This is a genomic window from Sphingomicrobium clamense (assembly GCF_019264355.1).
Lineage (GTDB): Bacteria > Pseudomonadota > Alphaproteobacteria > Sphingomonadales > Sphingomonadaceae > Sphingomicrobium > Sphingomicrobium clamense.
Window position 1 is genome coordinate 385,174 of the sequence record NZ_JAHVAH010000001.1, and the last position, 21,290, is coordinate 406,463.

Annotated in this window: 19 protein-coding genes; 16 read left to right on the forward strand and 3 right to left on the reverse strand. The window is 64.8% G+C overall.

What is annotated here, in order from left to right:
* Positions 1-36: 36 nt before the first annotated feature.
* Positions 37-2,637 (reverse strand): helicase-related protein, encoded by a 2,601-nt coding sequence (locus tag KTQ36_RS01890; protein WP_218632079.1) that lies wholly within the window; start codon positions 2,635-2,637, stop codon positions 37-39.
* A gap of 115 nt (positions 2,638-2,752) precedes the next feature.
* On the opposite strand from KTQ36_RS01890, the gene KTQ36_RS01895 reads away from it, so the two are divergent.
* The 4 genes from KTQ36_RS01895 to KTQ36_RS01910 all read left to right on the forward strand — a co-directional run bounded on the left by KTQ36_RS01895 (position 2,753) and on the right by KTQ36_RS01910 (position 7,537).
* The gene (locus KTQ36_RS01895) at positions 2,753-4,042 is read left to right on the forward strand and encodes a M23 family metallopeptidase (protein WP_218632080.1); all 1,290 of its coding nucleotides are present in this window, start codon (positions 2,753-2,755) and stop codon (positions 4,040-4,042) included.
* 63 nt (positions 4,043-4,105) lie between these two features.
* A complete protein-coding gene (locus KTQ36_RS01900) occupies positions 4,106-5,020 on the forward strand; it encodes a sulfite exporter TauE/SafE family protein (RefSeq protein WP_218632081.1) in 915 nt (304 codons plus the stop codon).
* Positions 5,020-5,781, forward strand: coding sequence for a TIGR02186 family protein (locus KTQ36_RS01905; protein ID WP_218632082.1), 762 nt, complete (start codon positions 5,020-5,022; stop codon positions 5,779-5,781). The genes KTQ36_RS01900 and KTQ36_RS01905 overlap by 1 nt, the downstream gene beginning before the upstream one ends.
* A 67-nt stretch (positions 5,782-5,848) precedes the next feature.
* A complete protein-coding gene (locus tag KTQ36_RS01910; protein ID WP_218632083.1) occupies positions 5,849-7,537 on the forward strand; it encodes an ATP-binding protein in 1,689 nt (562 codons plus the stop codon).
* Between the two features lie 53 nt (positions 7,538-7,590).
* On the opposite strand, the gene KTQ36_RS01915 is transcribed toward KTQ36_RS01910, so the two are convergent.
* Positions 7,591-8,670 carry a hypothetical protein gene (locus KTQ36_RS01915; RefSeq protein ID WP_218632084.1) on the reverse strand — a complete coding sequence of 360 codons (1,080 nt, stop codon included), beginning with the start codon at positions 8,668-8,670 and terminating at the stop codon, positions 7,591-7,593.
* Positions 8,667-10,037 (reverse strand): glycosyl transferase family protein, encoded by a 1,371-nt coding sequence (locus tag KTQ36_RS01920; RefSeq protein ID WP_345777649.1) that lies wholly within the window; start codon positions 10,035-10,037, stop codon positions 8,667-8,669. The genes KTQ36_RS01915 and KTQ36_RS01920 overlap by 4 nt, the downstream gene beginning before the upstream one ends.
* 233 nt (positions 10,038-10,270) lie before the next feature.
* Between KTQ36_RS01920 and KTQ36_RS01925 the strand changes: the two genes are divergently transcribed.
* From KTQ36_RS01925 to KTQ36_RS01980, 12 genes are all read left to right on the forward strand, one after another.
* A complete protein-coding gene (locus KTQ36_RS01925; RefSeq protein WP_218632085.1) occupies positions 10,271-11,029 on the forward strand; it encodes a DUF2569 domain-containing protein in 759 nt (252 codons plus the stop codon).
* A 388-nt stretch (positions 11,030-11,417) separates the two neighbouring features.
* Positions 11,418-11,597, forward strand: a complete 180-nt coding sequence (locus KTQ36_RS01930; protein WP_255553993.1) for a Flp family type IVb pilin — start codon at positions 11,418-11,420, stop codon at positions 11,595-11,597.
* An 80-nt stretch (positions 11,598-11,677) separates the two neighbouring features.
* A complete protein-coding gene (locus tag KTQ36_RS01935) occupies positions 11,678-11,857 on the forward strand; it encodes a Flp family type IVb pilin (protein WP_255553997.1) in 180 nt (59 codons plus the stop codon).
* A 210-nt stretch (positions 11,858-12,067) separates the two neighbouring features.
* Positions 12,068-12,955 carry a Flp pilus assembly protein CpaB gene (gene cpaB / locus KTQ36_RS01940; RefSeq protein ID WP_218632086.1) on the forward strand — a complete coding sequence of 296 codons (888 nt, stop codon included), beginning with the start codon at positions 12,068-12,070 and terminating at the stop codon, positions 12,953-12,955.
* Entirely contained in the window at positions 12,948-14,417 is a 1,470-nt protein-coding gene (locus KTQ36_RS01945; protein WP_218632087.1) for a type II and III secretion system protein family protein, read from the forward strand. The genes cpaB and KTQ36_RS01945 overlap by 8 nt, the downstream gene beginning before the upstream one ends.
* Positions 14,401-14,724 (forward strand): hypothetical protein, encoded by a 324-nt coding sequence (locus KTQ36_RS01950; protein WP_218632088.1) that lies wholly within the window; start codon positions 14,401-14,403, stop codon positions 14,722-14,724. The genes KTQ36_RS01945 and KTQ36_RS01950 overlap by 17 nt, the downstream gene beginning before the upstream one ends.
* A gap of 20 nt (positions 14,725-14,744) precedes the next feature.
* Positions 14,745-16,418: a pilus assembly protein TadG-related protein gene (locus tag KTQ36_RS01955; protein ID WP_218632089.1), complete on the forward strand. Its 1,674-nt coding sequence runs from the start codon at positions 14,745-14,747 to the stop codon at positions 16,416-16,418.
* Positions 16,419-16,425: 7 nt separating this feature from the next.
* A complete protein-coding gene (locus tag KTQ36_RS01960) occupies positions 16,426-16,950 on the forward strand; it encodes a TadE family protein (protein ID WP_218632090.1) in 525 nt (174 codons plus the stop codon).
* Positions 16,947-17,561 (forward strand): TadE/TadG family type IV pilus assembly protein, encoded by a 615-nt coding sequence (locus KTQ36_RS01965; protein WP_218632091.1) that lies wholly within the window; start codon positions 16,947-16,949, stop codon positions 17,559-17,561. The genes KTQ36_RS01960 and KTQ36_RS01965 overlap by 4 nt, the downstream gene beginning before the upstream one ends.
* Before the next feature lie 54 nt (positions 17,562-17,615).
* Complete coding sequence (locus KTQ36_RS01970) at positions 17,616-18,821, forward strand: CpaE/TadZ family protein (protein ID WP_218632092.1); 1,206 nt, start codon at positions 17,616-17,618, stop codon at positions 18,819-18,821.
* Positions 18,822-18,981: 160 nt separating this feature from the next.
* Entirely contained in the window at positions 18,982-20,289 is a 1,308-nt protein-coding gene (locus KTQ36_RS01975) for a TadA family conjugal transfer-associated ATPase (protein WP_218633779.1), read from the forward strand.
* A gap of 26 nt (positions 20,290-20,315) precedes the next feature.
* Complete coding sequence (locus KTQ36_RS01980; protein WP_255554011.1) at positions 20,316-21,287, forward strand: type II secretion system F family protein; 972 nt, start codon at positions 20,316-20,318, stop codon at positions 21,285-21,287.
* Positions 21,288-21,290: the final 3 nt, after the last annotated feature.

Below are 21,290 nucleotides of genomic sequence, written 5' to 3' on the forward strand. Positions count from 1 at the left end.
TCGCGAAACGGATACGGGTAAGAAACAGGTCGATCCTCAGCTCGACTTCCCTCCCCGCTTGCGGCGCCGCTTCTTCTTGCGCGGTTCGGGCGCCTTTTTCTGCGGTTGGAGCGCGCCAAGGGCCTCGGCAAAGGCGTTTTGCGGGCGCGGTTTGCGACGGCGCTGCTTGGGCTGGTGGACGCGGCGACCGCGCCAGCGCCAGCCGTCGCCGTCGGGGACGAAGCCGATTTCGGCCATCAGTCGGCGGGTCGCGTCTTCGCCAAGGCCCAGGCTGGTGGCGAAGGTCGTGTCGAGGGGCGGCGCGTCGCTGCGATCCTTGGACTGGTGCGCGGTCGTGGCGATGCGGTCGGCCAGGTCGATGCGCAGCCATTGCTGGCCAAGCCGACGATAGGCGAGCCGCGCGCCCTCGACGTCGATCGAGCCCTCTAGCATCGAAGCGCCCGGCGCGGGAAGGTTGGGCAGCGAGCGTTCGTCCCGCACCGCTTGCAGCACTCCGCGCCAATGCTGGGCGGCGGGCTTGAGCATGGTCGCGATGAAGACGTCGAGCGCGCCGAGGCGGACGCGAAGCCGGTGCAGCCGCGAGCGCGCCTCCTTGTCGAGATGCGAGATGGGCTCGGCGAGCTTCTTGCGCGGCAGCACGCCCCCGGCATCGGCGAGCATGGCGGCAAGCGCGCGCACGTTGGCGGGCTGCTGCGGATCGGCGGCCGCCTCGGCCAAATCCTTGAGACCGCCGAGATGACGATCGATCTGGCGCTCGAGCCACCCCTCGAGGCGCGTGCGCAGCGCCGAACGAAGCGGCACCGATAGGCGGTCGAGCGAGCGGGTGGTGCGCAAGGCCGGCTCGGTTAGCGAGCGGCCGGGCGCGAGCTTGGCGAGCAAGTGGCCTTCCCACCCGACGCCAAGCCCCAGCTGTGGGTCCTCGATCAGCTGGAAGGCAGTGTCCGGCGCGTCGATCAACGATTTGGCGCGGCGCGAAAGCTCTTCGCCCAAACGCCGTTCGGCCGCGGCCAGCAGCAGCCGCTTGTCGGCGTGGCGGGCGGTCGGGTCCACCTTGAAGGTGAATCCGGTCAAATGGCCGATCGGTTCGGGACCGACCATGACCTCGCCATCCTCGGCGACGGTCACGGGCAAGGCGTCCGCTCCGTGCGCGCCGATATCCTTCACCAGCATCGCCGTGCGCCGGTCGACGAAACGCTGGGTCAGCGCCGCGTGAAGCGCATCGCTGAGCCGCGCTTCCACTTCGCGCGTGCGCTGCTGCCAGCGCCGGGGCTCCTTCAGCCAGTCCTTGCGCTGTGCGATATAGGCCCAGGTGCGAATGCCTGCGAGCCGGTCGGCGAGCGTTTCGATATCGCCCATCACCTGGTCGAGACGGGTGACTTCTGACGCGAACCAGTCCTGGCTGACGTGACCGCCCTCGGCGATATAACCATAGACCCGGCGGACGAGCCGCGCGTGATGGTTGGCGCCCACCTTGCGGAAATCGGGCAGGCCGCATGTGGCCCACAGGGTCCGCGCTTTCTTGCCGCCCGTCGAGGCGATGCTCGGATCTTCGGCAAGGGTCTTGAGCACCGCAAGATCGATCGCGGTGGGGGCGGCGCGCAGCAACCGGTCGCCGCTCTTCACCTCGAGGCTCGCGATCAGCGCGTTGACGTCGGTGAAGTCCAGCTCGGCATTGCGCCAGTGGAGATGGTCGAGCCACTGGAATCGATGCTCCTCGATCCGCTCGATCTCTTCGTCGGTGAAATGCGGGTTGTCGTCGCCGGCAAGCGCGAGCGTGCCGAACGTACCGTCGGTCTGGTGCCGACCCGCGCGCCCTGCGATCTGCGCCATTTCGGGGATGGTCAGCCGCCGTTCGCGCACCCCGTCGAACTTGTAGAGATCCGCGAAGGCGACATGGCGGACGTCCATGTTGAGTCCCATGCCGATCGCGTCGGTCGCGACCAGATAGTCGACCTCGCCGCGCTGGAACATCTCGACCTGCGCATTGCGTGTGGAGGGGGAGAGTGCACCCATCACGACCGCCGCCCCGCCCTTGAAGCGGCGGAGCATTTCGGCGAGCGCGTAGACCTGCTCTGCAGAGAAGGCGACGATCGCGCTGCGCGGCGGCAGGCGCGACAGCTTGGACTGGCCAGCATAGCGAAGCGTGGAGAAGCGCGGACGTCCGATGATCTCGGCGTCGGGCAGCAGATGCTCGACGATCGGTCGCAGCGTGTCTGAGCCGAGGATCAACGTTTCCTCGCGGCCCCGGGCGCGGAGCATCCGGTCGGTAAAGACGTGGCCGCGCTCGCGGTCGGTGCCCAGTTGCGCCTCGTCGATCGCGGCAAAAGCGAAGTCGCGCGGCAGGTCGCCAGGATCGCCCGGACCTGCCTCGGCGTCGGGAATGGGCATGCTCTCGGCCGTGCACAGCACGTAGCGCGCCTGCGGCGGGACGATGCGCTCCTCACCGGTGACCAGCGCGACCTGTTTCTCGCCCTTGATCGCGACCACCCGGTCGTAAACCTCGCGGGCGAGCAGGCGCAGCGGAAAGCCGATGACCCCCGACGAATGGGCGCACATCCGTTCGATCGCCAAGTGCGTCTTGCCGGTATTGGTCGGGCCGAGAATTGCCCGAAGCGTCTGGTCGTGCCGGGCTGGCATGGCTGGAATCATGACGGGCGGGCGGCTGCGATGCAAGGACGATGCGGCGGGCCGTGAGGTGAAGAATTATTAACCATGACGGGTGTAGCTTTGCAGCCACGATGGAGCGCCACCCATGGACATGATCACCGGCGGATTTGACGCAAAGGCGTTGCGTGCGAAGAGCGCGCCGGTCTCGTTCGCGCCCGAACGCCGCGTGCCGCGCTGGGCCGACTGGCGCTGGCTGACAGGCGGCGCGACCGCGCTCATGCTCGCCGCCTTCGCGCTCGCGCCCATGCCCAAATCGGAGGCTGCGGCACCCGTCACGGCGGTCGCCAGCGCACAACCTGATTTCGCCGACCTTGCCCATGTCGTGTTCGACGTCCGGGTCGAGGAGGGGCGCAGCTTCGCGGCCACGCTCGAGCGCGCCGGCCTACGGCGTCGCGAGGCGCAGGAGGCGGGACGCATGGTCGCCCACGCGCTCGACATGGAGCCCGAGGTCGGCACCAAGGCTGATGTGCGGCTGGGCGGCGTGAGCGCATCGGGCACTCGCCCGCTAATGGAATTGTCGCTGGTCTCGCGCGGCTGGCGCATCGCGGTGACCGCGAAGGAGCGCGGCGACGGCTTCCTCGTCTCGCGCCAGATGTTGCCGCCGCCGGTCGAGGGTACGCGCCGCATCGCGGGGATGGCGGGCGAGGGCCTTTATTGGGCGCTGCGCGAAGCCGGCATCGGCCCGAGCGCGGCGCGCGACTTCCTCATGGCGCTTGACACACGGATCGATGTCGGCACGCTCGACTCGCGCGACCGCTTCGACGTCGTGCTCGAGCCTGCGGGGGACCGCGCCATGCTGGTCTATGCCGGACTGACGCGCGGCGACGGCACCGAATTCCAACTGGTTCGCATGGGTTTGGGCAAGCGCAGCCGCTGGATCGACAGCGAGGGGCGCGACGGTCGCGAGGCAGTGCTGGGCTGGCCGAGCAATGCGTCGATCAGTTCCAATTACGGCCTGCGCTTTCACCCGATCCTGCGCATCAACCGCATGCATTCGGGGATCGATTTCGCAGCACCGGCAGGGACCGCGATCTATGCCGCCGCCGACGGGATCGTGAACAGTGCAGGCTGGGCCGGCGGGCACGGACGCCGCGTGATGCTCGCCCACGAAGGCGGGCTTCGGACCAGCTATTCGCACATGAGCCGCATCGCGGTGGCCAACGGCACGCCGGTCAAGCGCGGCGACGTCATCGGCTATGTCGGCTCGTCGGGCCTGTCGACCGGCGCACACCTCCATTACGAGGTGCATCTGGGCGGCCGCGCGGTCGATCCGCGCAGCGTGGGCGGTGTGCGTTCGCGCCCGCTCCAGGGTGAGCAACTCGAAAAGGTCCGCGCCCGCCTCGCCAGCTACCTTCAGCTGCCCACGAGCGCCTGAGAAAAGCGCATCGGCGCCATTCTGCGCCTTCAAACTGCCACCCGCCCACGCTAGGCCGGGTGCGTGGACATTTATCTTCCCATTGCCAACATGTCGGTCGATGCCCTGCTCATCGTGCTGCTCGGCTTCGGGGTCGGTATCCTGTCCGGACTGTTCGGGGTCGGCGGAGGCTTCCTGACCACCCCTTTCCTGATCTTCTACGGCATCCCGCCGACGGTCGCGGTGGCCAGCGCCACTACCCAGATCACCGGCGCCAGCGTCTCCGGCGTCGCAGCGCACATGAAACGCGCGGGCGTCGACTTCAAGATGGGGGCGATCATGATCGTCGGCGGCCTCATCGGCTCGACGCTCGGCGCGGGCCTGTTCCGCCTGTTGCAGGCCGCAGGGCAGGTCGATCTCGTCATCTCCATTCTCTACGTCGTCATGCTCGGGGCGATCGGCGCGCTGATGCTGCGTGATGCGCTCGTCGCGCTCGCCATCATCCCCGCGCCCGAACGCGCCGCGCCGCGCAAGCGCCATCACCAGTGGGTCGCCGCGCTGCCGATGCGCTGGCGCTTCTATTCCTCCGGCCTTTATCTCTCGCCACTTGCACCATTGGCGCTAGGGCTCGTCGCGGGCATCCTCACCGTCCTCCTCGGCGTTGGCGGCGGCTTCATCCTGATCCCGGCGATGATCTACATCCTCGGCATGGCCGCGCGCGTGGTCGTCGGCACCAGCCTGCTCGTCATCCTCGTCGTCTCGGCGGTCACCACGCTGGTCCACGCCATGACCACGCAGGCGGTCGATATCGTCCTTGCGCTGCTGCTGCTGGTCGGCGGGGTGATCGGAGCGCAATATGGCGCAGAGCTCACGCACCGGCTCAAGCCCGACTGGCTGCGGCTCGCGCTAGCGATCGTCATCCTCGTCGTCGCGCTGCGCATGTTCCTCGGCCTCGCCTGGCAGCCGCCCGAGATCTTCACCATCCGGGAGCTGGTGTGATGCGGCGGCTTCTTGCACTCGCGCTTTGCTTCTTCGCCCTGACCGGGGCGACGGATGCGCCGCGCCTCGTCCCCGACATCTCCAATCGCTCGATCGAGATCCGCTACAGCTTTACCGGCGCCGAACTGCTCCTGTTCGGGGCGGTCGTCTATCCCGGCGGCACCGTTCCCGACGAGCCTGCCGACGTGGTCGTCGTGCTCAAGGGGCCGACCGTCCCGATCCTGATGCGCGAGAAGCAGAAGATCGCAGGGCTGTGGATGAATGCCGAGAGCCATCGCTTCGCCTCGGCCCCCGGCTTCTATGCCGTCGCGAGCGGCGCGCCGATCGACACGCTCGTCGACGAGCGCACGGCGGCAATCTACGAACTCGGCCTCGAAAACCTCCAATTGTCGTCGGGGGGCGGGGCCTCGCCCGAGGAATCGCAGCGCTTCGTGTCCGGCCTCATCGACCTGCGCCAGCGCCAGGGTCTTTATGCCGAGCAGCCCGACGGGATCGAGGTGACCGACGACATCCTCTATCGCGCGACCATTCCGATCCCCAGCCGCGTGCCCGTGGGCACCTATACCGCCGAAACCTTCCTCGTGCGCGACGGACAGGTGCTGGCCGTCGCCAGTCGCGAGATCGAGATCGACAAGACCGGTTTCGAGCGCTTCGTGGCGGTCGCGGCGGAGCGGCGCCCCTTCCTCTACGGCCTCGCCAGCGTGTGGGTCTCGCTGTTGCTGGGGAGTCTCGCCGCATGGGCATTCCGCAAGCGCGCCTAAGGAAAAATTTACTGAAGCGCGCTAATAGGCTAATCTAAATTAAACCAACTCTTTGAACGGGGATTGCATGAGCGAAGGGTCGAACCTCCAGGACTTCGTCAACGAACTGTCGAGCTTCAGCCAGGATGAAGCCGAAAAGCAGGACATTACGAACTCCGAAAATCAGGGCCTGATCGGCCACGTCGCCGAGATTGCGGGCTCGGGCTCCTCGATCATCATCGATGCCGGGCGGCTGATCGAGCTGGGCGAATGCCAGGATCCGGCGCTGCAGATGTCGGGCCAGGTGGGTAGCCAGGTCAAGATGGCGGTCGGGCGCAACTGGCTGATCGCCAACGTGCGCACCATGCATGCCGGCCAGGGCGGCAAGGTCATCGCCAAGGTCGACTTCCTCGGCGAAGGCACGCGCGACGAGCATGGCAAGCTGTCGAGCTTCAAGCGCGGTGTCACCCGCTTCCCGATCCCGGGCGCCGAAGTCCATCCCGTTACCACCGAAGACCTCCGCCAGGTGTTCGCGGCCGACGATCGTCCGCACGTCGAGATCGGCACGGTCTATCCGACCGACGATATTCGCGGCGCGCTCTATATCGATCCGATGCTGGGCAAGCACTTCGCGGTGCTCGGCTCGACCGGTACCGGTAAATCGACCTCGGTCTCGCTGATCCTCCACCGCATTTCGGAGCATAGCCCCGAGGGTCACATCGTGATGATCGACCCGCACGGCGAATATGCCGCCGCCTTCAAGGGCGCGGGCGAAATCTTCAACGTCGATAATCTGAAGCTGCCCTACTGGCTGATGAACTTCGAGGAACATTGCGAAGTCATGCTGACCAGTTCGGACAAGGAGCGTCAGCGCGATGCCGACATCCTTGCCAAGTGCCTGCTCGAAGCGCGCCAGCGTAACAAGCTGTCCGAACAATATGGCAAGGTCACGGTCGACAGCCCGATTCCCTATCTGCTGACCGACCTCAACTCGATCATCGTCAACGAGATGGGCAAACTGGATCGCGCCAACGAGACCGCGCCGTTCCAGCGGCTCAAGACCAAGCTCGACGAGCTCAAATCTGACCCGCGCTACAGCTTCATGTTCTCGGGCATGATGGTCGGTGACACGATGGCGCCCTTCATCGCGAAGATCTTCCGCCTGCCCGCCAACGGCAAGCCGATCTCGATCATCGATATCTCGGGCGTGCCGTCGGAAGTCACCTCGACCGTGGTGTCGGTGCTTGCGCGGATGGTGTTCGACTATGCCATCTGGTCGCGCAACGAGGCGCAGCGTCCGCTGCTGCTCGTCTGCGAAGAGGCGCACCGCTACGTCCCCAAGGACAATAGCGAGAATATGAAGGGCCAGGCGGTCCGCCGCATCCTCGAAAGGATCGCGAAGGAAGGCCGTAAGTATGGCGTCAGCCTTGGTCTGATCACCCAGCGCCCGTCCGACTTGGCGGAAGGCGTGCTGTCACAGTGCGGCACCCTGCTTTCCATGCGTCTCAACAACGAACGCGACCAGGACTGCGTGCGTGCTGCGATGCCCGAGGGCGCCAAGGGCTTCCTCGACGCGATTCCCGCGCTTCGTAACCGCGAAGTCATCTGTTCGGGCGAAGGGGTGAACATCCCGATCCGCGTGAACTTCGACACGCTCGAAGCCGAAAAGCGTCCGGCCTCGTCCGACCCGAGCTTCGCCGATGGCTGGCGCGAGACCGGCGACGAAGAAGGCATCATCGATCGCACGATCAAACGCTGGCGTGGCCACGGTAAGTAAACCGCGAAAACCTGACACAGAGGAAGGGCGTCGCGATTGCGGCGCCCTTTTCTTTAGAAGTCGCCCTCGATGGTGACGGCGGCGCCGTCGCCCGGCGCGGCGTTGCCGGCGACGTTGACGCGATAGTCCGCGTTGAGCTGCAGCCCATAGCCGATCGGCATCGACAGGCGCGGGCCGATGTCGACGCGGTTGAGGCCGGGTTGCGCCGCTGTCCAGATGCCACCGCCGACCTTAAGGTCGCGCCAGAGCGGCCGCGTGGCGGTCAGCTGCGCATCGAGGAACCAGTCCATGTCGTCGACCCCGACGACGCCCGCCTGCGCAAAGCCGGCGGCGGTGAAGTCTGCGGGCAGGTCAACGCCGTAAGCGCCATATTCGGCAAAGGCGGCAAAGTCGCTGCGCCCGACCCCGTCGATCCGCTGGCGGCGCTCGGCGGTCAGTGCGAGCGGGAGCCTCGCAAAGGGTTGGTAGCGAACACCCAGCGCTGCCTCGGATCCTCTGATGTTGCCGATCGAGCTGACATAGCGCGCGCTAACGTCGAGGCCGGGAGCGACATTGTAGAGCACTCGCGCCCCCGCCTGGCTGCCGCCTAGCGTGCCGCCGGGGGCAAGGCCGGGACCGGTCGCTTCGCCGGTTTCTTGGCGGAAGTGTCCCCAGCCGTGAATCTTCAGGCGGTCCAGCATCGAGACCTTGGCAGGCTCGAGCGGCGGTGTCGCCGTGGGCAGGACGGCTGCGCTAGTGGTGATCGGCGCGACCGATGCGCCGGATGCGGGTGCGGCCATGGGCTGCGGAAAATAGGCCGTTTGCGGATAATAGGTGGCGGGGAGCGCGCCAGCAGCGGGATAGGCTGGTGCCTGCACGATGCGGATGACCTGCGGCTGCGCGGGCGGCGGTGACCAGCCCGGGGGCGGCATCCAATGGGGATATTGTCCGAAGGTCGCGGGCGACTGGTAAATGCCCGGCGCTGGCGGGGGTGGTGCCAGCGCCGGGGCGGACTGCCCCTGTGCAGCCGCGAGAAGGTCCTCGTCGAGCGTCGCGGCGACGGCATCGTGCGAGGGATCGAAGGCGAAGGCGACGGCGCGAACGCCCGCCCAGGCGGCAATGGCCATCGCCAAAAAGCGGACGGAGCTGCTCAAGTCATCGCCTTTCCGGGGAAGATGTGGCGGGTCTTGTCCCAGCGCTGCGGCTTGTCGGACACGTGGAGCCGGAAGGCGCGCCAGGCGGCGAGGATTGCGATGACGTTCCCGACGATTAGCCGGGGCGCTGCCAGGAACCCTTCCTTGAGGCCGTAGGTGCGCGCGGTGAACATCATGCGCATGAGGAGCCGCCACAAGAGCAGCACGAGGTTGGCGCCAAGCAGGATCCCGAGCAGCGGATTGATCGAAACGTCGATCGGCGCCCCCATCGCCCTGGCAAGCCAGAGCTGGCTCCACAGGAACAAGGCGAGATAGCCGGTCAGCAGCAGGAAGGCGGCGAGCGGGCCGCGGCGGTCGCGCATGCGCATCCATCGCTCGCCCAGCCTGCCGCCCCAACCCATCCGGTCCCAGCCGGCCATCGCAATCCCGCCGATCCATCGCGCCTTCTGCCGCACTGCCGTGTCGAGCGTGGAGGGGAAGTGACCGGCGAAGGCGACGACCGCCTCTTCGCCCGCGACGGCGGGGATGCGCACGAACAGCGTCTTCAAACCGAGCGCCCCGAGGCGGAGCCCGAGTTCGTAATCCTCGGTCTGGCTCTCGGCGGCAAAGGGCTTGCCCTCGCGCTCGGCGGCCAGTTTCGACAAGGCGCCGCGTTCGATCGCACAACCGACCCCGGCGAGCGGGATCGCCGCGCCGACCGCTTCGCGCACCACCAGTTCCTTGCCGTGCGCCTCGGCAAACTCGTCGCAATAATGGCCGCTGATCCACCGGGATGCAGGGTGGATCAGCGGCACGACCGGGAGCTGGACCGCCGCTGCTCGTTCGACCAGTCGGTCGAAAAGGATGAGTTCGAGCGGGTGGACCAGGTCCTCGGCGTCGTGAAGGACGATGGCTTTGGCGGGGCGATCGAGCCCCCATTCATGCGCGACCAGCGCGTCGTAGAGATGGTTGAGGCAATCGGCTTTGCTGGTCGGGCCGTCGGCGTCGATCTCGACCGGCTGGATGCGCGCATCGTCGACACGCAAGATCTCAAGCGCAGTCGCTTCGTCATTGCGATTTTGGCCGACGAAGATGCGATAATCTCCGTCCCCGAACCGCTCCAGCGTCGCGCGGAGCATGTCGCCGATCACCGCGCTCTCATCCCAGGCCGGCACGAAGATCGCGAACCAGCCGGGTTGCGCCGGCGCCGCCATGCGATCGGCGAAGGCGCGGGGGTGACGTCGATAGATCGTCGCGCTGCGCCAGAAACGGCGTGTCAGATAGAGGATGTCGACGAGCAGGTCGTCGAGCGCGAAGACGAAGAAACCGACCGCCGCGAACAGCGCCAGCTCCCCTGCGACGGCGGCGAGAATATTCGCCAACGTCACGCGACCGAATTTCCTAGATGGAATGAGTACGCCCGGACCAACTTCGACTCCCGTCGACTAACCGAGCGCCATGACACATGTCATAATGGATCGAGTTCGACAAGGCCTGTCGATTTGCAGGCGTAACGATGGGAACTGCCGCCTTCGTCGGGCGCTTTACCGAATGATAAGGTTAACGGCGTAGTCAGGGGCGACGCCAACAAGAAGAGATTGCGCGCCCGATGATTCAGTCCATGTCCCTTTCGCTATCGGCTCGCGCCGGCCGCCTGTTGGCGGGGCTCGAGGGCGGGCTCAACAAAATCATGACCATCTGGCTGCTCTTGGCCATGTCGGCCTGCTCGATGCGGGTCGGGCTGGCGACGATGGGCGGTGGCGAGACCGGCGTGGGGACTGCATTCCCCTACATCCTCGTCACTGTTGCGCCGCTGCTCTCGATCAGCTTCGCGCTCAAATGGTTCGCCGACACCGATCGCATGTCGGCGCGGCAGGTGAGGTTCGATCCGGTAGGGAAGTGGCAGGCCGTCAGCCTCGACGAAGCGAAGGCGCATCCGCTTTACGGGCCCAACGGCTTCATGGTCTCCCTGCTGATCGGCATCCTGCTCAACGTGCCTGTGCGTCTCGCGGAATATCTCGTCGCAATTCCGGCAATCCCGGCCGACGTTCCGGCGTGGCTCTCGACCTTGCATCTCCTGATGACTGCCGACGTCGTGATCATGACGTCGCTCTATACGGTCGTGTTCGTCGCCGCGCTCAAGCGCGCGCCGATCTTTCCGATGCTGCTGATGAGCGTGTGGGCGTTCGACCTGGCGATGCAGCTCGTGATTGCCGAACTGGTAACGGCGGAAGGGCTGCCCGTGGCGGTGGCCGAGCCGCTCCATGCGCTGCTCGAGGGCAATGTGAAGAAGGTGCTGATCAGCGTCGGCCTGTGGCTGCCCTATCTGATCCTCTCGCAACGGGTAAACGTCACGTATCGCCGCCGAATCGCCGCGTAGACTTCTGAGTCGGCTACCCGACACCCCTAAAAATCCGATTCAGTTCAGGTCGTTACGGCTTCGAGCTGGTGACTTGCGTCCCGAATTGAAACAGTTTTCGGGTGTGACGTGACTGACGCGACCCTCCCAAAATGTGCAGATTTGCGCGGTTCCTAACCCTTGTTAAGTTCCCATGCGCCGCGATCGGTTTAATCGCTGTTAAATCGAAGTGGTTGACAGAAAATTAATGTGGCGCCAGCGTCAGGTCATCCGATGCGGGCAATCCGTGTTTTCGGGGGGGTGAATTTCCTGCGTATCAGGATCCCGGACGAACAGGGACGGTGAGTATCGGGCGTCGGCCTCGAAGGCCTGACGGTTCTGAACATCTAGGGTGAGTAGGGGACTGAAAATGAAAAACTTTGTTTCGATGATCAAAGACGAGTCGGGTGCTTCGGCCGCTGAATATGCGCTGATCCTCGCCATCGTCGGTTCGGCCATCGCGCTTGCCGCGATCACGCTGGGCGGCGCCATCGCGAATGCGATGAACGATGCCGCAAGCTGCATCGCGACCGACGGCCAGACCTGCTAATTTTTGGGGTCATATGACGGCGGGAGTGTTTCTGAACGCTCAGAACTCTTCCGCCGTCTCTTTTTTACTGGAGTGAGAATATGAAGAATTTCGTGAACATGATCAAAGACGAGTCGGGTGCTTCGGCTGCGGAATATGCGCTGATCCTGGCCATCGTCGGCTCGGCCGTCGCGCTTGCCGCGATCACGCTGGGTGGCGCCATCGCGACTGCGATGAACGATGCCGCAAGCTGCATCGCGACCGACGGCCAGACCTGCTAAGGGCTGACCGCATCCGGTGAAAAGGAAAGCGGCTGGCCGTCCTTCGGCCGGCCGCTTTTTCCTTCTCTGGCTTCGGGGTTTCTGGCTGCATGAGTGTCGCTTTCTCGACACAACTAAAAGGGCCAAGTCGCGTTTTCGACGGAAAAGGTAGGATTCCGGCGCGATAACTGATACAGGTTAAACGTTAAACAAACGGGGGGTGAGACGAACATGCAACGATCGTCACTCATTGCCGTCGCCATCGCGGTCCTGTTGGGCGCAGTCGCAGTGTATCTCGCCAACAGCTACTTCTCCGCGCAGGAACGCCGGATCGAACAAGCGAATGTTGGCACGACACGCGTCGCGATCGCGGCTCGGCCTATGAATTATGGCGAGGCCATCCAGGAACAGGATGTTCGCTTCGCCGACTATCCCACAGACACGCTTCCGCCGGGCACCTATGCTTCGCTGGAAGAATTGATGCCCGACGGCCAGACGCGTCATGTGCTGCGTCCGCTACAGGTCAACCAGCCGCTCCTCGCCGCTGACCTGACTGGCGAAGGCGAGGGTGCATCGCTCGCTGCCATCCTTCCCGAAGGCATGCGCGCGACCACGGTTCAGATCAACGCGATCTCCGGCGTCGCGGGCTTCATCCATCCCAACGACACGGTTGATGTGGTCATCACGCGCCAGGCGATCGGCGGCGGTGGTGGTACCGTCACCGACGTGCTGCTGCAGAACGTGCGCGTGATTGCCATGGACCAGCGTGCGCAAGACGACGCGTCGGGGAATGCGGTCGTTTCGAACACCGCCACTCTCGAGGTGACTCCGGTCGATGCGCAAAAGCTAGTGCTTGGCCAGCAGCTTGGCACGCTCAGCCTGATTCTCCGCAAGCCGGGGGTCGAGGAAAATATCGGACGGGTCGAGACGGTCAGCCTCGACGACCTTCGCTACGAATTGTCGCGCAATGCGGCGGGACGCGTGCCCGAACAGCAACGGCCTGCGGCGCAGCGCCGCCCGGTGCGTCCGGTGCCGCGTCCCGCGCCGCCGCCCAGGCCGTCCGTCGACGTCGTCCGGGGCACTGCCAGCCAAAGCTACGAGGTGGGGGAATATGAGTAAGAACACGATCCTTGCGGCTCTAGCCGCAGGCCTCATGGCCAGCGCCACCGCGGTGGCAACGCCCGCAGCGGCGCAGATCATCGGCGAAGCCGAAGGCGTCCACGCCGGCGAGCTCGCGGTCCCGGTCAACAAAAGCCAAGTGCTTCGGATGGATCGCCCGTTCAGCCGCGCGCTGATCGGGAATCCTGAAATCGCCGACGTCCTGCCGCTGACCGACCAGTCGCTTTACGTCCTGGGCAAGTCTCTCGGTACCACGTCCATGACGCTCTACGATCGCAATAACCGATTGATCGCGGTCGTCGACATTGCGGTCGGACCCGACGTTAACGGCCTGCGCCGCCATCTCGGTGAGCTGATGCCCGATGACGATGTCGGCGTCCGCATGGTCAATGAATCGATCGTGCTCGATGGTATCGTGTCGTCGTCCGTCGCTGCCGATCGGGCAGTGCAACTCGCTGAATCCTACGCCCCCGGCAACATTATCAACATGATGTCGGTCGGCTCCTCGCAGCAAGTGATGCTCGAGGTCCGGTTCAGCGAAGTCAGGCGGTCCGCGCTCAAGGATCTGGGCGTGAATTGGAACTTCATCGACAATGATCCGGTACCCGATGTCTCGGGTGGCTTCGGTGCGCCGCTTGCCGGTGCCTATGGCGGCATCGAGGGAGTCTTCGATATTCTCGGCGCAAGCTTCTTCGCGCAGCTCGACGCGCTTGAGCGCAAGGGCTTCGTAACGACACTGGCCGAGCCCACGCTAGTCGCGCTTTCGGGTGAGACGGCGAGCTTCCTTGCCGGCGGCGAATTCCCGATCCCGGTCGCGCAATCGGGCGACATCAGCGGCACCGGCGGCACTGCGATCACCGTCGAGTTCAAGCCCTTCGGTGTGGCGCTCAACTTCACGCCGACGGTACTTGCCGACGGGGTGATCAATCTCGTCGTCGCGCCCGAGGTCAGTTCGATCGATCCTTCGGCTTCGATTTCGGTCAACGGCCTCGTCGTGCCGGGTCTATCGACCCGCCGCGCGATCACGACGGTCGAGTTGCGTGACGGCGAAAGCTTCGCGCTCGCCGGCCTGCTGCGGACCGATTTCCAGGATACGGTCAACCAGTTCCCGATCCTCGGCAGCCTGCCGATCATCGGATCGTTGTTCCGCTCGACCGGTTTCCGCCGAGAGGAAACCGAACTGGTCATCATCGTGACGCCACGCCTCGTGCGACCGGTCCCCGCAGGCTCGCTCGCAGCGCCGACCGATCTGACGACTGCGCCCGACGAAGTCGACCTGTTCTTGCTCGGACGCACTGATAGTTCCGTCCCCGCTTCGCAGGTCGAGCCGGGCACGGTGAGTGAAGTATGGTGCCCGGTCGGCGAGGAATGCGTCGCCGGACCGCGCGCCAATACGGTGGATGGCGGTATGGCGACCGTCGATCCGGAAAGCATGGAGGGTGAATATGGGCACGACTATTAAGCTTGGAGCAGTCCTGCTCGTCACCGTCGGCCTCGGTGCATGTGCACCGGTCGCCTATAATTACGGGGAAGCAGTAGCGTACAACAAGACGGCGCAGGTCATCGACCCGACGCCGACCTATGATGAAGACGACGCCAAGCCCGGCGACAATGGTGAACGCGCGGCCAGTGCGGCCGAAGCGCATCGGACCGGCACAGGCGGCGGCGCTGGCGGCGCTGGCGGCGCTGGCGGCGCTGGTGGTGCCGGCGGGATTGGCGGCGGCGGCGGAGGTTTCGGCGGCCTGGGGGCCGCGACGGGACCGCGCTAGGGGGCTAGCAAAGGTGAGACATGATGGCTCGGTGGGAATTGGTATGGAATGAGGAAGGCGCGATTGCGCCCACCCTCGCAGTCAGTTTGTTCGGCCTGCTCGCCGCAGGCGGCATCGCGTTCGATTATGCGCGCATGGCCTCGCTCGACACCGAATTGCAGAATGCGGCCGACCAGGCAGCGCTGGCCGCGGCAACGCAGCTCGACGGTGTCGACTATGCCTGTTCGCGCGCCAAAGCGGCGGCGCGTCGCCTGGTTGAGAACAAGTCCTATCTGTCCAACGACGGCGGCACCACGCGCTTGTGGATTGACGAGACATTCGATGGCAGCGGCGCGGTCAATAGCGCGCTGACTTATGCAGTCGACGACTGCGCGGCGACCGCCAACATCACCTTCTACGAAAGCTATAATACCGCGACCGATACCTATGGCGCGGTCGCGACGACCGACGAGACGGCCAACGTCGTCGAAGTCACGGTCGGCGGACGCAGCGTCAATTTCGCGCTGACCCCTGTCGTCGCCGCTGTCAGCTCGGGTGACCTGAGCGGCACGGCGCTGGCATCGATCAGCTCTGCGATCTGCAAGACGCCGCCGGTGATGCTGTGCAACCCGCAGGAGCCGGCCGGCAACACCAACGACCTGCTGCCCTATAATCCGGCGCATGGCGTGGGCCTGCGCCTTGTCACGGGCGATGCGACCGTACCGGGCAACTTCGGCTGGCTCGAGGCGCAGATCGGCAATGGCGCCAACGCGCTCAAGGGAGCGCTTGGCTACAACACGCCGCCGGGCGTTTGCCAGAACACGTCGGGTGTCACCACCAAGCCTGGCATGACCACTTCCGTACTTTCGTCGCTCAACACGCGCCACGACGTATTCGCCAACGGGTCGAACTGTCCCAACACGCCGGGCGGCGTCTGTTCGCCGGCGGTCAACACGCGCAAGGACCTGACCTGCGTGTCCAACGCCAGCGGCTGCACCGGGAATAAGGGGTTCGAGGATTTCATCCCGTTCGATCCGCTCTTCGGCGATCATGATGGCGACACCTCGACACCGGACCAGCAGATGGCACTGCCGTCCGACGGATCGCTCGATCCCGAAGCGATGGGCTATCCGCATGACTTCTGCCACACGGGCAAATTCGGTGTTCATTCATGCGATATCGAGGGCACGGGCCAATGGGACCGCGACGCCTATTTCCGCGTCAATTATGGCTGGAACAACGCGCAGTGGAAGGCCGCGATGGGCTGGACCGCAGGCGACCCGCTTCCGCGCCGTTATGACGTCTATCGTTGGGAAATCGACAATCCCACGCACATGAACGGGACCGACAATTTCGGGATCGACCATGCGCAGCAGGTCGGCACCGGCAACAACCGCGCTTTCTCGCGCCCTGCCGACGGCGTCCCGGGAGTCGACATCGACGAAGATACCGGACAGCCCGATCGCCGCGTGATCGCGGTCGCGGTGCTCAACTGCCAGTCGCTCGACGTGAAGGGCAAAAGTGTCGACGTGCCCGTGGCGACCTGGATCAACGTGTTCCTCGTCGAACCCTCGATCAAGCGCGGGTCGGGCAGCGAGCCCAATCTCTATACGCGCGAGAAAGACGTCTACGTCGAATATATCGAAGAGGTCGAAGTCGATGGCGGGACCAACGCCACCGTCGTTCGCCGCGACAAGCCCTATCTGCTGAGGTAGTCGGGTGATGGGGTGGCATCTCGACCTTTGGAACTCGAAGCGCGGCTCGGCGGCTGCGGAGCTTGCGCTCTCGCTGCCGGTTTTCTTCGCGATCCTGTTCGGCGCGACCGAGGCGGGTTTCTACTTCTATAACGAGCACAAGCTGACCGAGAGCGTGCGCGACGGTGCCCGCTTTGCCTCGCGCCAGGGCTTTTCCGACTATCCATGCGGCGGTGCGATGGACGCGACCACGCAGGGCGACATCATCGAGGTCGTGCGCACAGGCAAGGTGAACGGTACCGAAGACAGGCTTCCGCGCATGGACGAGGGAACGTTCAACGTCACTTTCACCTGCATCAGCCAGATGGAGACCAAGCCGGGCAGCGGCTCGCACGTCCCCGTCGGAGGCATCTATACGAGTGCCGGCGAAGCCCCGGTCGTCACGATCGACGCCGCGGTGCCCTATCAGAGCCTGTTCGGCTTCGTATACGGCTTTCCCTCGGGCGGAATCTGGCTCAATGCCGATCAACAGACCACGGTGAACGGCGTATGAGGCTGTTCGCCCACCTCCTGCGCGATCAGCGCGGTGCCTCGGCGGCCGAGTTCGCGCTCGTCGTCCCGCTGTTCCTGATCCTGCTGCTCGGCATTGTCGATGCCGGCCGCTTGCTGTGGGAACTCAACACGATCAAGAAGGCGACCCAGGTCGGCGCGCGCATGGCGGTGGTGACGGCCCCGGTCGACAATTCGATCGCGACCGAAAGCTATGTCGGCCACGATCCCGGCACCGGGATGCTGGGCCAGGGCGACATCATCCCCGCGAGCGCGCTGGGCGTCATCGAGTGCGACGACACGCAGTGCACCTGTGCCACGGCTCCGTGCAAAGGCAGCCGCTCTTACAACGGAGCTGCCTTCAACACGATCGTGGCGCGCATGACCAACCACTTCAGTCGCATTGGCGCGGGAAACGTCACGGTCTCGTACCTTGGTTCGGGGCTCGGTTTTGCCGGCGATCCCAACGGCCCGGACCTGTCGCCCACGGTCGAAGTCGAAGTCTCGGGCCTGACCTTTTCACCGGTGACGAGCCTGCTATTCGCCAACGTCACCATCCCGCCAGTACGGACCAGTATGACCGGAGAGGATCAGGCTGGTGCGGCATCTTATTAACGGTAGCGGCGCCCGGAGGGCTGGACGCCAACGCGTATGAACGAAGGACAAGGAATGTCGAAGATCGATCCCAATGCTCATGAAGCCAGGGGCTGGCACGCGGGGGGATATAGTCCGCCCGTCAAGCTGTTCCTGACCGGGGCTGCAGGCGATCCCGGGGCACTGGCCGGGGTCGAGGTCGCCGGCTTCCCGATCGAATTGTCGATCATCGACGAGGGCGGGTTCCCCGGTGTCGAAGACGTCGCCGATTCGGCTGCCGCCGTCGTCCAGGTCGCGACCGACGACCCTGCGACCGTCGCGCAGTTTGGCGCGCTGGCGCGTGCCACCGATGTGCCCATGCTCGCCGCCGCGTTCGATCCCCCGCTATCGTTCGTGCGTCAGCTCGTGCGCGCGGGCGCCCACGACGTCATTCCCCTGCCGCTCGACATTGCCGACCTCGAAACCTCGGTGCAGCCGATCGCGAGCGAATTGGCGACGAAGACGCGTAGCGCGCATGTCGGGCTCGAAAAATCGATCATGGTCATCAAGTCCGAAGGCGGGGTCGGTGCGACCGCGCTCTCGACCCAGCTGGCCACGCGCTTCGCCGCCAACGAGGCGGCGGCGGGTCGCGAAACCTGCCTGCTCGACATGGACATGCAATTCGGGGACGCGGCCTTCGTGCTGGGGCTGAAACCGCGCCTGACGCTCGCCGACCTGATCCAGGCCGAAGAGCGGCTCGACGGCGCGTTGATGCGCACGGTCGCGACCGATCATCCCTCGGGGCTCAAGATCGTGTCCGCGCCCAACGAGATCCTGCCGCTGGAAAGCCTGAGCGCGGAGCATGCGTTTCGCATTCTCAATCTTGCCAAGGCAGAGTTCGGGACGGTGTTCGTCGATCTTCCGATGAACTGGACCAACTGGTCGCTGTCGCTGATGACGCGCGCCGACATGGTGTTGATGGTGACCGAACTGTCGATCCCCTCGCTCAACCGCGCGCGGCGCCAGCTCGACCTGCTCAACAGCCAGGGTCTTGGCGACATCGACGTGCGAGTGGTTGTCAACCGCTTCGAAAAGGGACTGTTCAAGAAACTGACACGCTCGGATGCGGAGTCCGTGTTGGGACGCGAGGTCGCCTATACGATCTGCAACGACCACCAGACGATGAGCGAGGCGCTGGAACGCGGCGTGCCCATCGCGGAGGTCAAGCGTCGGAGTGCCCTCGGCAAGGATCTCGACATTCTCGATTCAGGCCTCGCGGGCGCTCTGGGACTGGAGCGATAGGGGTAGGATTATGGGCATGTGGCAGATCAAACGACCGAAATACGATCCTGGCGCCGAGGACGAGCATGCCAAGGAAGTGCATGAAGCGCTCGATCCGCACAGCTTCGACAAGCAGGACGACGATGCCGCCGAGCGCGATCGCGAGGCCAAGCGGAAGCTGATGAATGTCGGCGATGCCGGCGCCTTCGCCAAGCGCGACCATCATACCGAGCTCAAGGTCGAACTGCACCAGGCGCTACTCGACCAGATCAACCTCGCCGCGCTCGAGGCAATGAGCCGCGCGCAGATCGCCGACGAAATTGGCGATATCGTCGCCGAAGAACTTGAAAAACGCAGTCACGCGCTCAACCTTAACGAGCGCAAGCAACTGGCCGAGGACGTGCTCGACGAGTTGCTCGGCCTCGGACCGCTTGAGCCGCTGCTCAAGGATACGACGATCACCGACATCTTGGTGAACGGCTACGACAATATCTACGTCGAACGTTACGGCACGCTCGAAGCGTCGCCGGTCAAGTTCAAGGACGAGAAGCACCTCTTCCGGATCATCCAGAAGATCGTGTCGAACGTCGGCCGACGGATCGACGAAAGCGCGCCGCTGGTCGATGCCCGTCTCGCCGACGGCAGCCGCGTCAATGCGGTGGTTCCGCCGCTGGCGCTCGACGGTTCGCTGCTCTCGATCCGTAAGTTCGCCAAGGTTCCGATCAGCCTCGAACGGCTGGTCGAAATCGGCTCGGTTCCCGAAAGCGTCGCCATGTGCCTGCGCGCCGTGGTCAAGGCACGCCGCAACGTGCTCATCTCCGGTGGTACCGGTTCGGGTAAGACGACCATGCTCAACGCAATGAGTGCATTCATCGATCATCACGAGCGGATCGTGACGATCGAGGACAGCGCTGAACTCCAGCTGCAGCAGGACCATGTCGCGCGGCTCGAAACGCGACCGCCCAATATCGAAGGGCGCGGCGAGATCACGCAGCGCGACCTCGTCAAGAACGCGCTTCGCATGCGCCCCGATCGCATCATCGTCGGCGAAGTTCGCGCCGGCGAGGCGTTCGACATGCTTCAGGCGATGAACACCGGCCATGACGGGTCGATGACCACGATTCACGCCAACACGCCGCGCGACAGCCTTTCGCGTCTCGAACAGATGATCGGGATGAGCGGGATCGACATCTCGCCGCGCGCCGCGCGCAACCAGATCGCCAGCGCGATCAACGTCGTGATCCAGGTCTCGCGCCTGTCCGATGGCCGCCGCCGCCTGACCAGCCTGTCCGAAATCACGGGCATGGAAGGCGAGGTCATCACGCTCCAGGAAATCTTCCGCTTCCGCCAGAAAGGTATCGATGCCGATGGCGTGGTGCAGGGCAAGTTCGAAGCGACCGGCATCCGTCCGCGCTTCGTCGACGAGGTCGCCACCTATGGCGTCGAATTGTCGCCCGAACTCTTCCGTCCCGATGCGAGGTTAGACTGATGGAGCCTTGGCTACGCGCAATTATCTTGGCCGCCATTTTCGGGGCGGTCCTGATCCTGGTCGAACGACTGGTCTCGGCCATTTCGCGTAGCCGCTCGAGCGGCTCGGCGATCAACAAGCGCCTCCAGATGATCGAGGGTGGGCACACCCGCGAGGAAACGATGGTGGCGCTACGCCGCGACGACGATGCGGCGAGCATCCGGTTCGGTGGCTTCATCGGCAGGATTGGCGAGTCGCTTCGGACCCTGCTCGTGCAGGCCGGGGTCACCGGCAACTCAGGCCAGATCGCCATCATGCTGATGTCACTGCCTTTCGTCGTCTTCCTGGCGCTGCTCGCGATCTTTTCGGTCGGGGGCTACGCGATGAATGTCGGGCGGGTCATGCTGCTCGCTGCCGTCGCGCTCGGTCTGGGTGCCGCCATCCCCTTTCTCATCCTGCGCTTCATGGCCAATCGCCGCCGCAAGAAGATGGGCGAACAATTCCCCGTGGCGCTGGACGTATTCGTGCGCGGTCTGCGAGCAGGTCACCCGGTGGCCGCAGCGCTCGACTTGCTGACGGCCGAGATGCCCGATCCGGTGGGGAGCGAATTCGGTCTGGTGATCGACGAAGTAACCTACGGCGCCGACCTGCGCGATGCGCTCGACGAGATGGCGGAGCGCTGGGACCTCGACGACATTCGCATGTTCGTCGTCTCGCTTTCGGTGCAGCAGGAAACGGGCGGCAACCTCGCCGAGATTCTCGACAATCTGACCAAGGTGATCCGCGATCGCCAGGCGATGGTGATGAAGGTGCGCGCCTTGTCGTCCGAAGGTCGAATGACGGCTTGGATGCTTTCCTCGCTGCCGCTCCTGACGCTGCTCATCGTCTTCATGGGCAACTCGTCCTTCTTCCTCGACGTGGCCGAAGATCCGATCTTCGTGCCCGCATTCGCAATCCTCATCCTGATGTGGCTGATCGGGGTCTTCATGATCCGCAAGCTGGTCGATTTGAAAGTCTGAGCC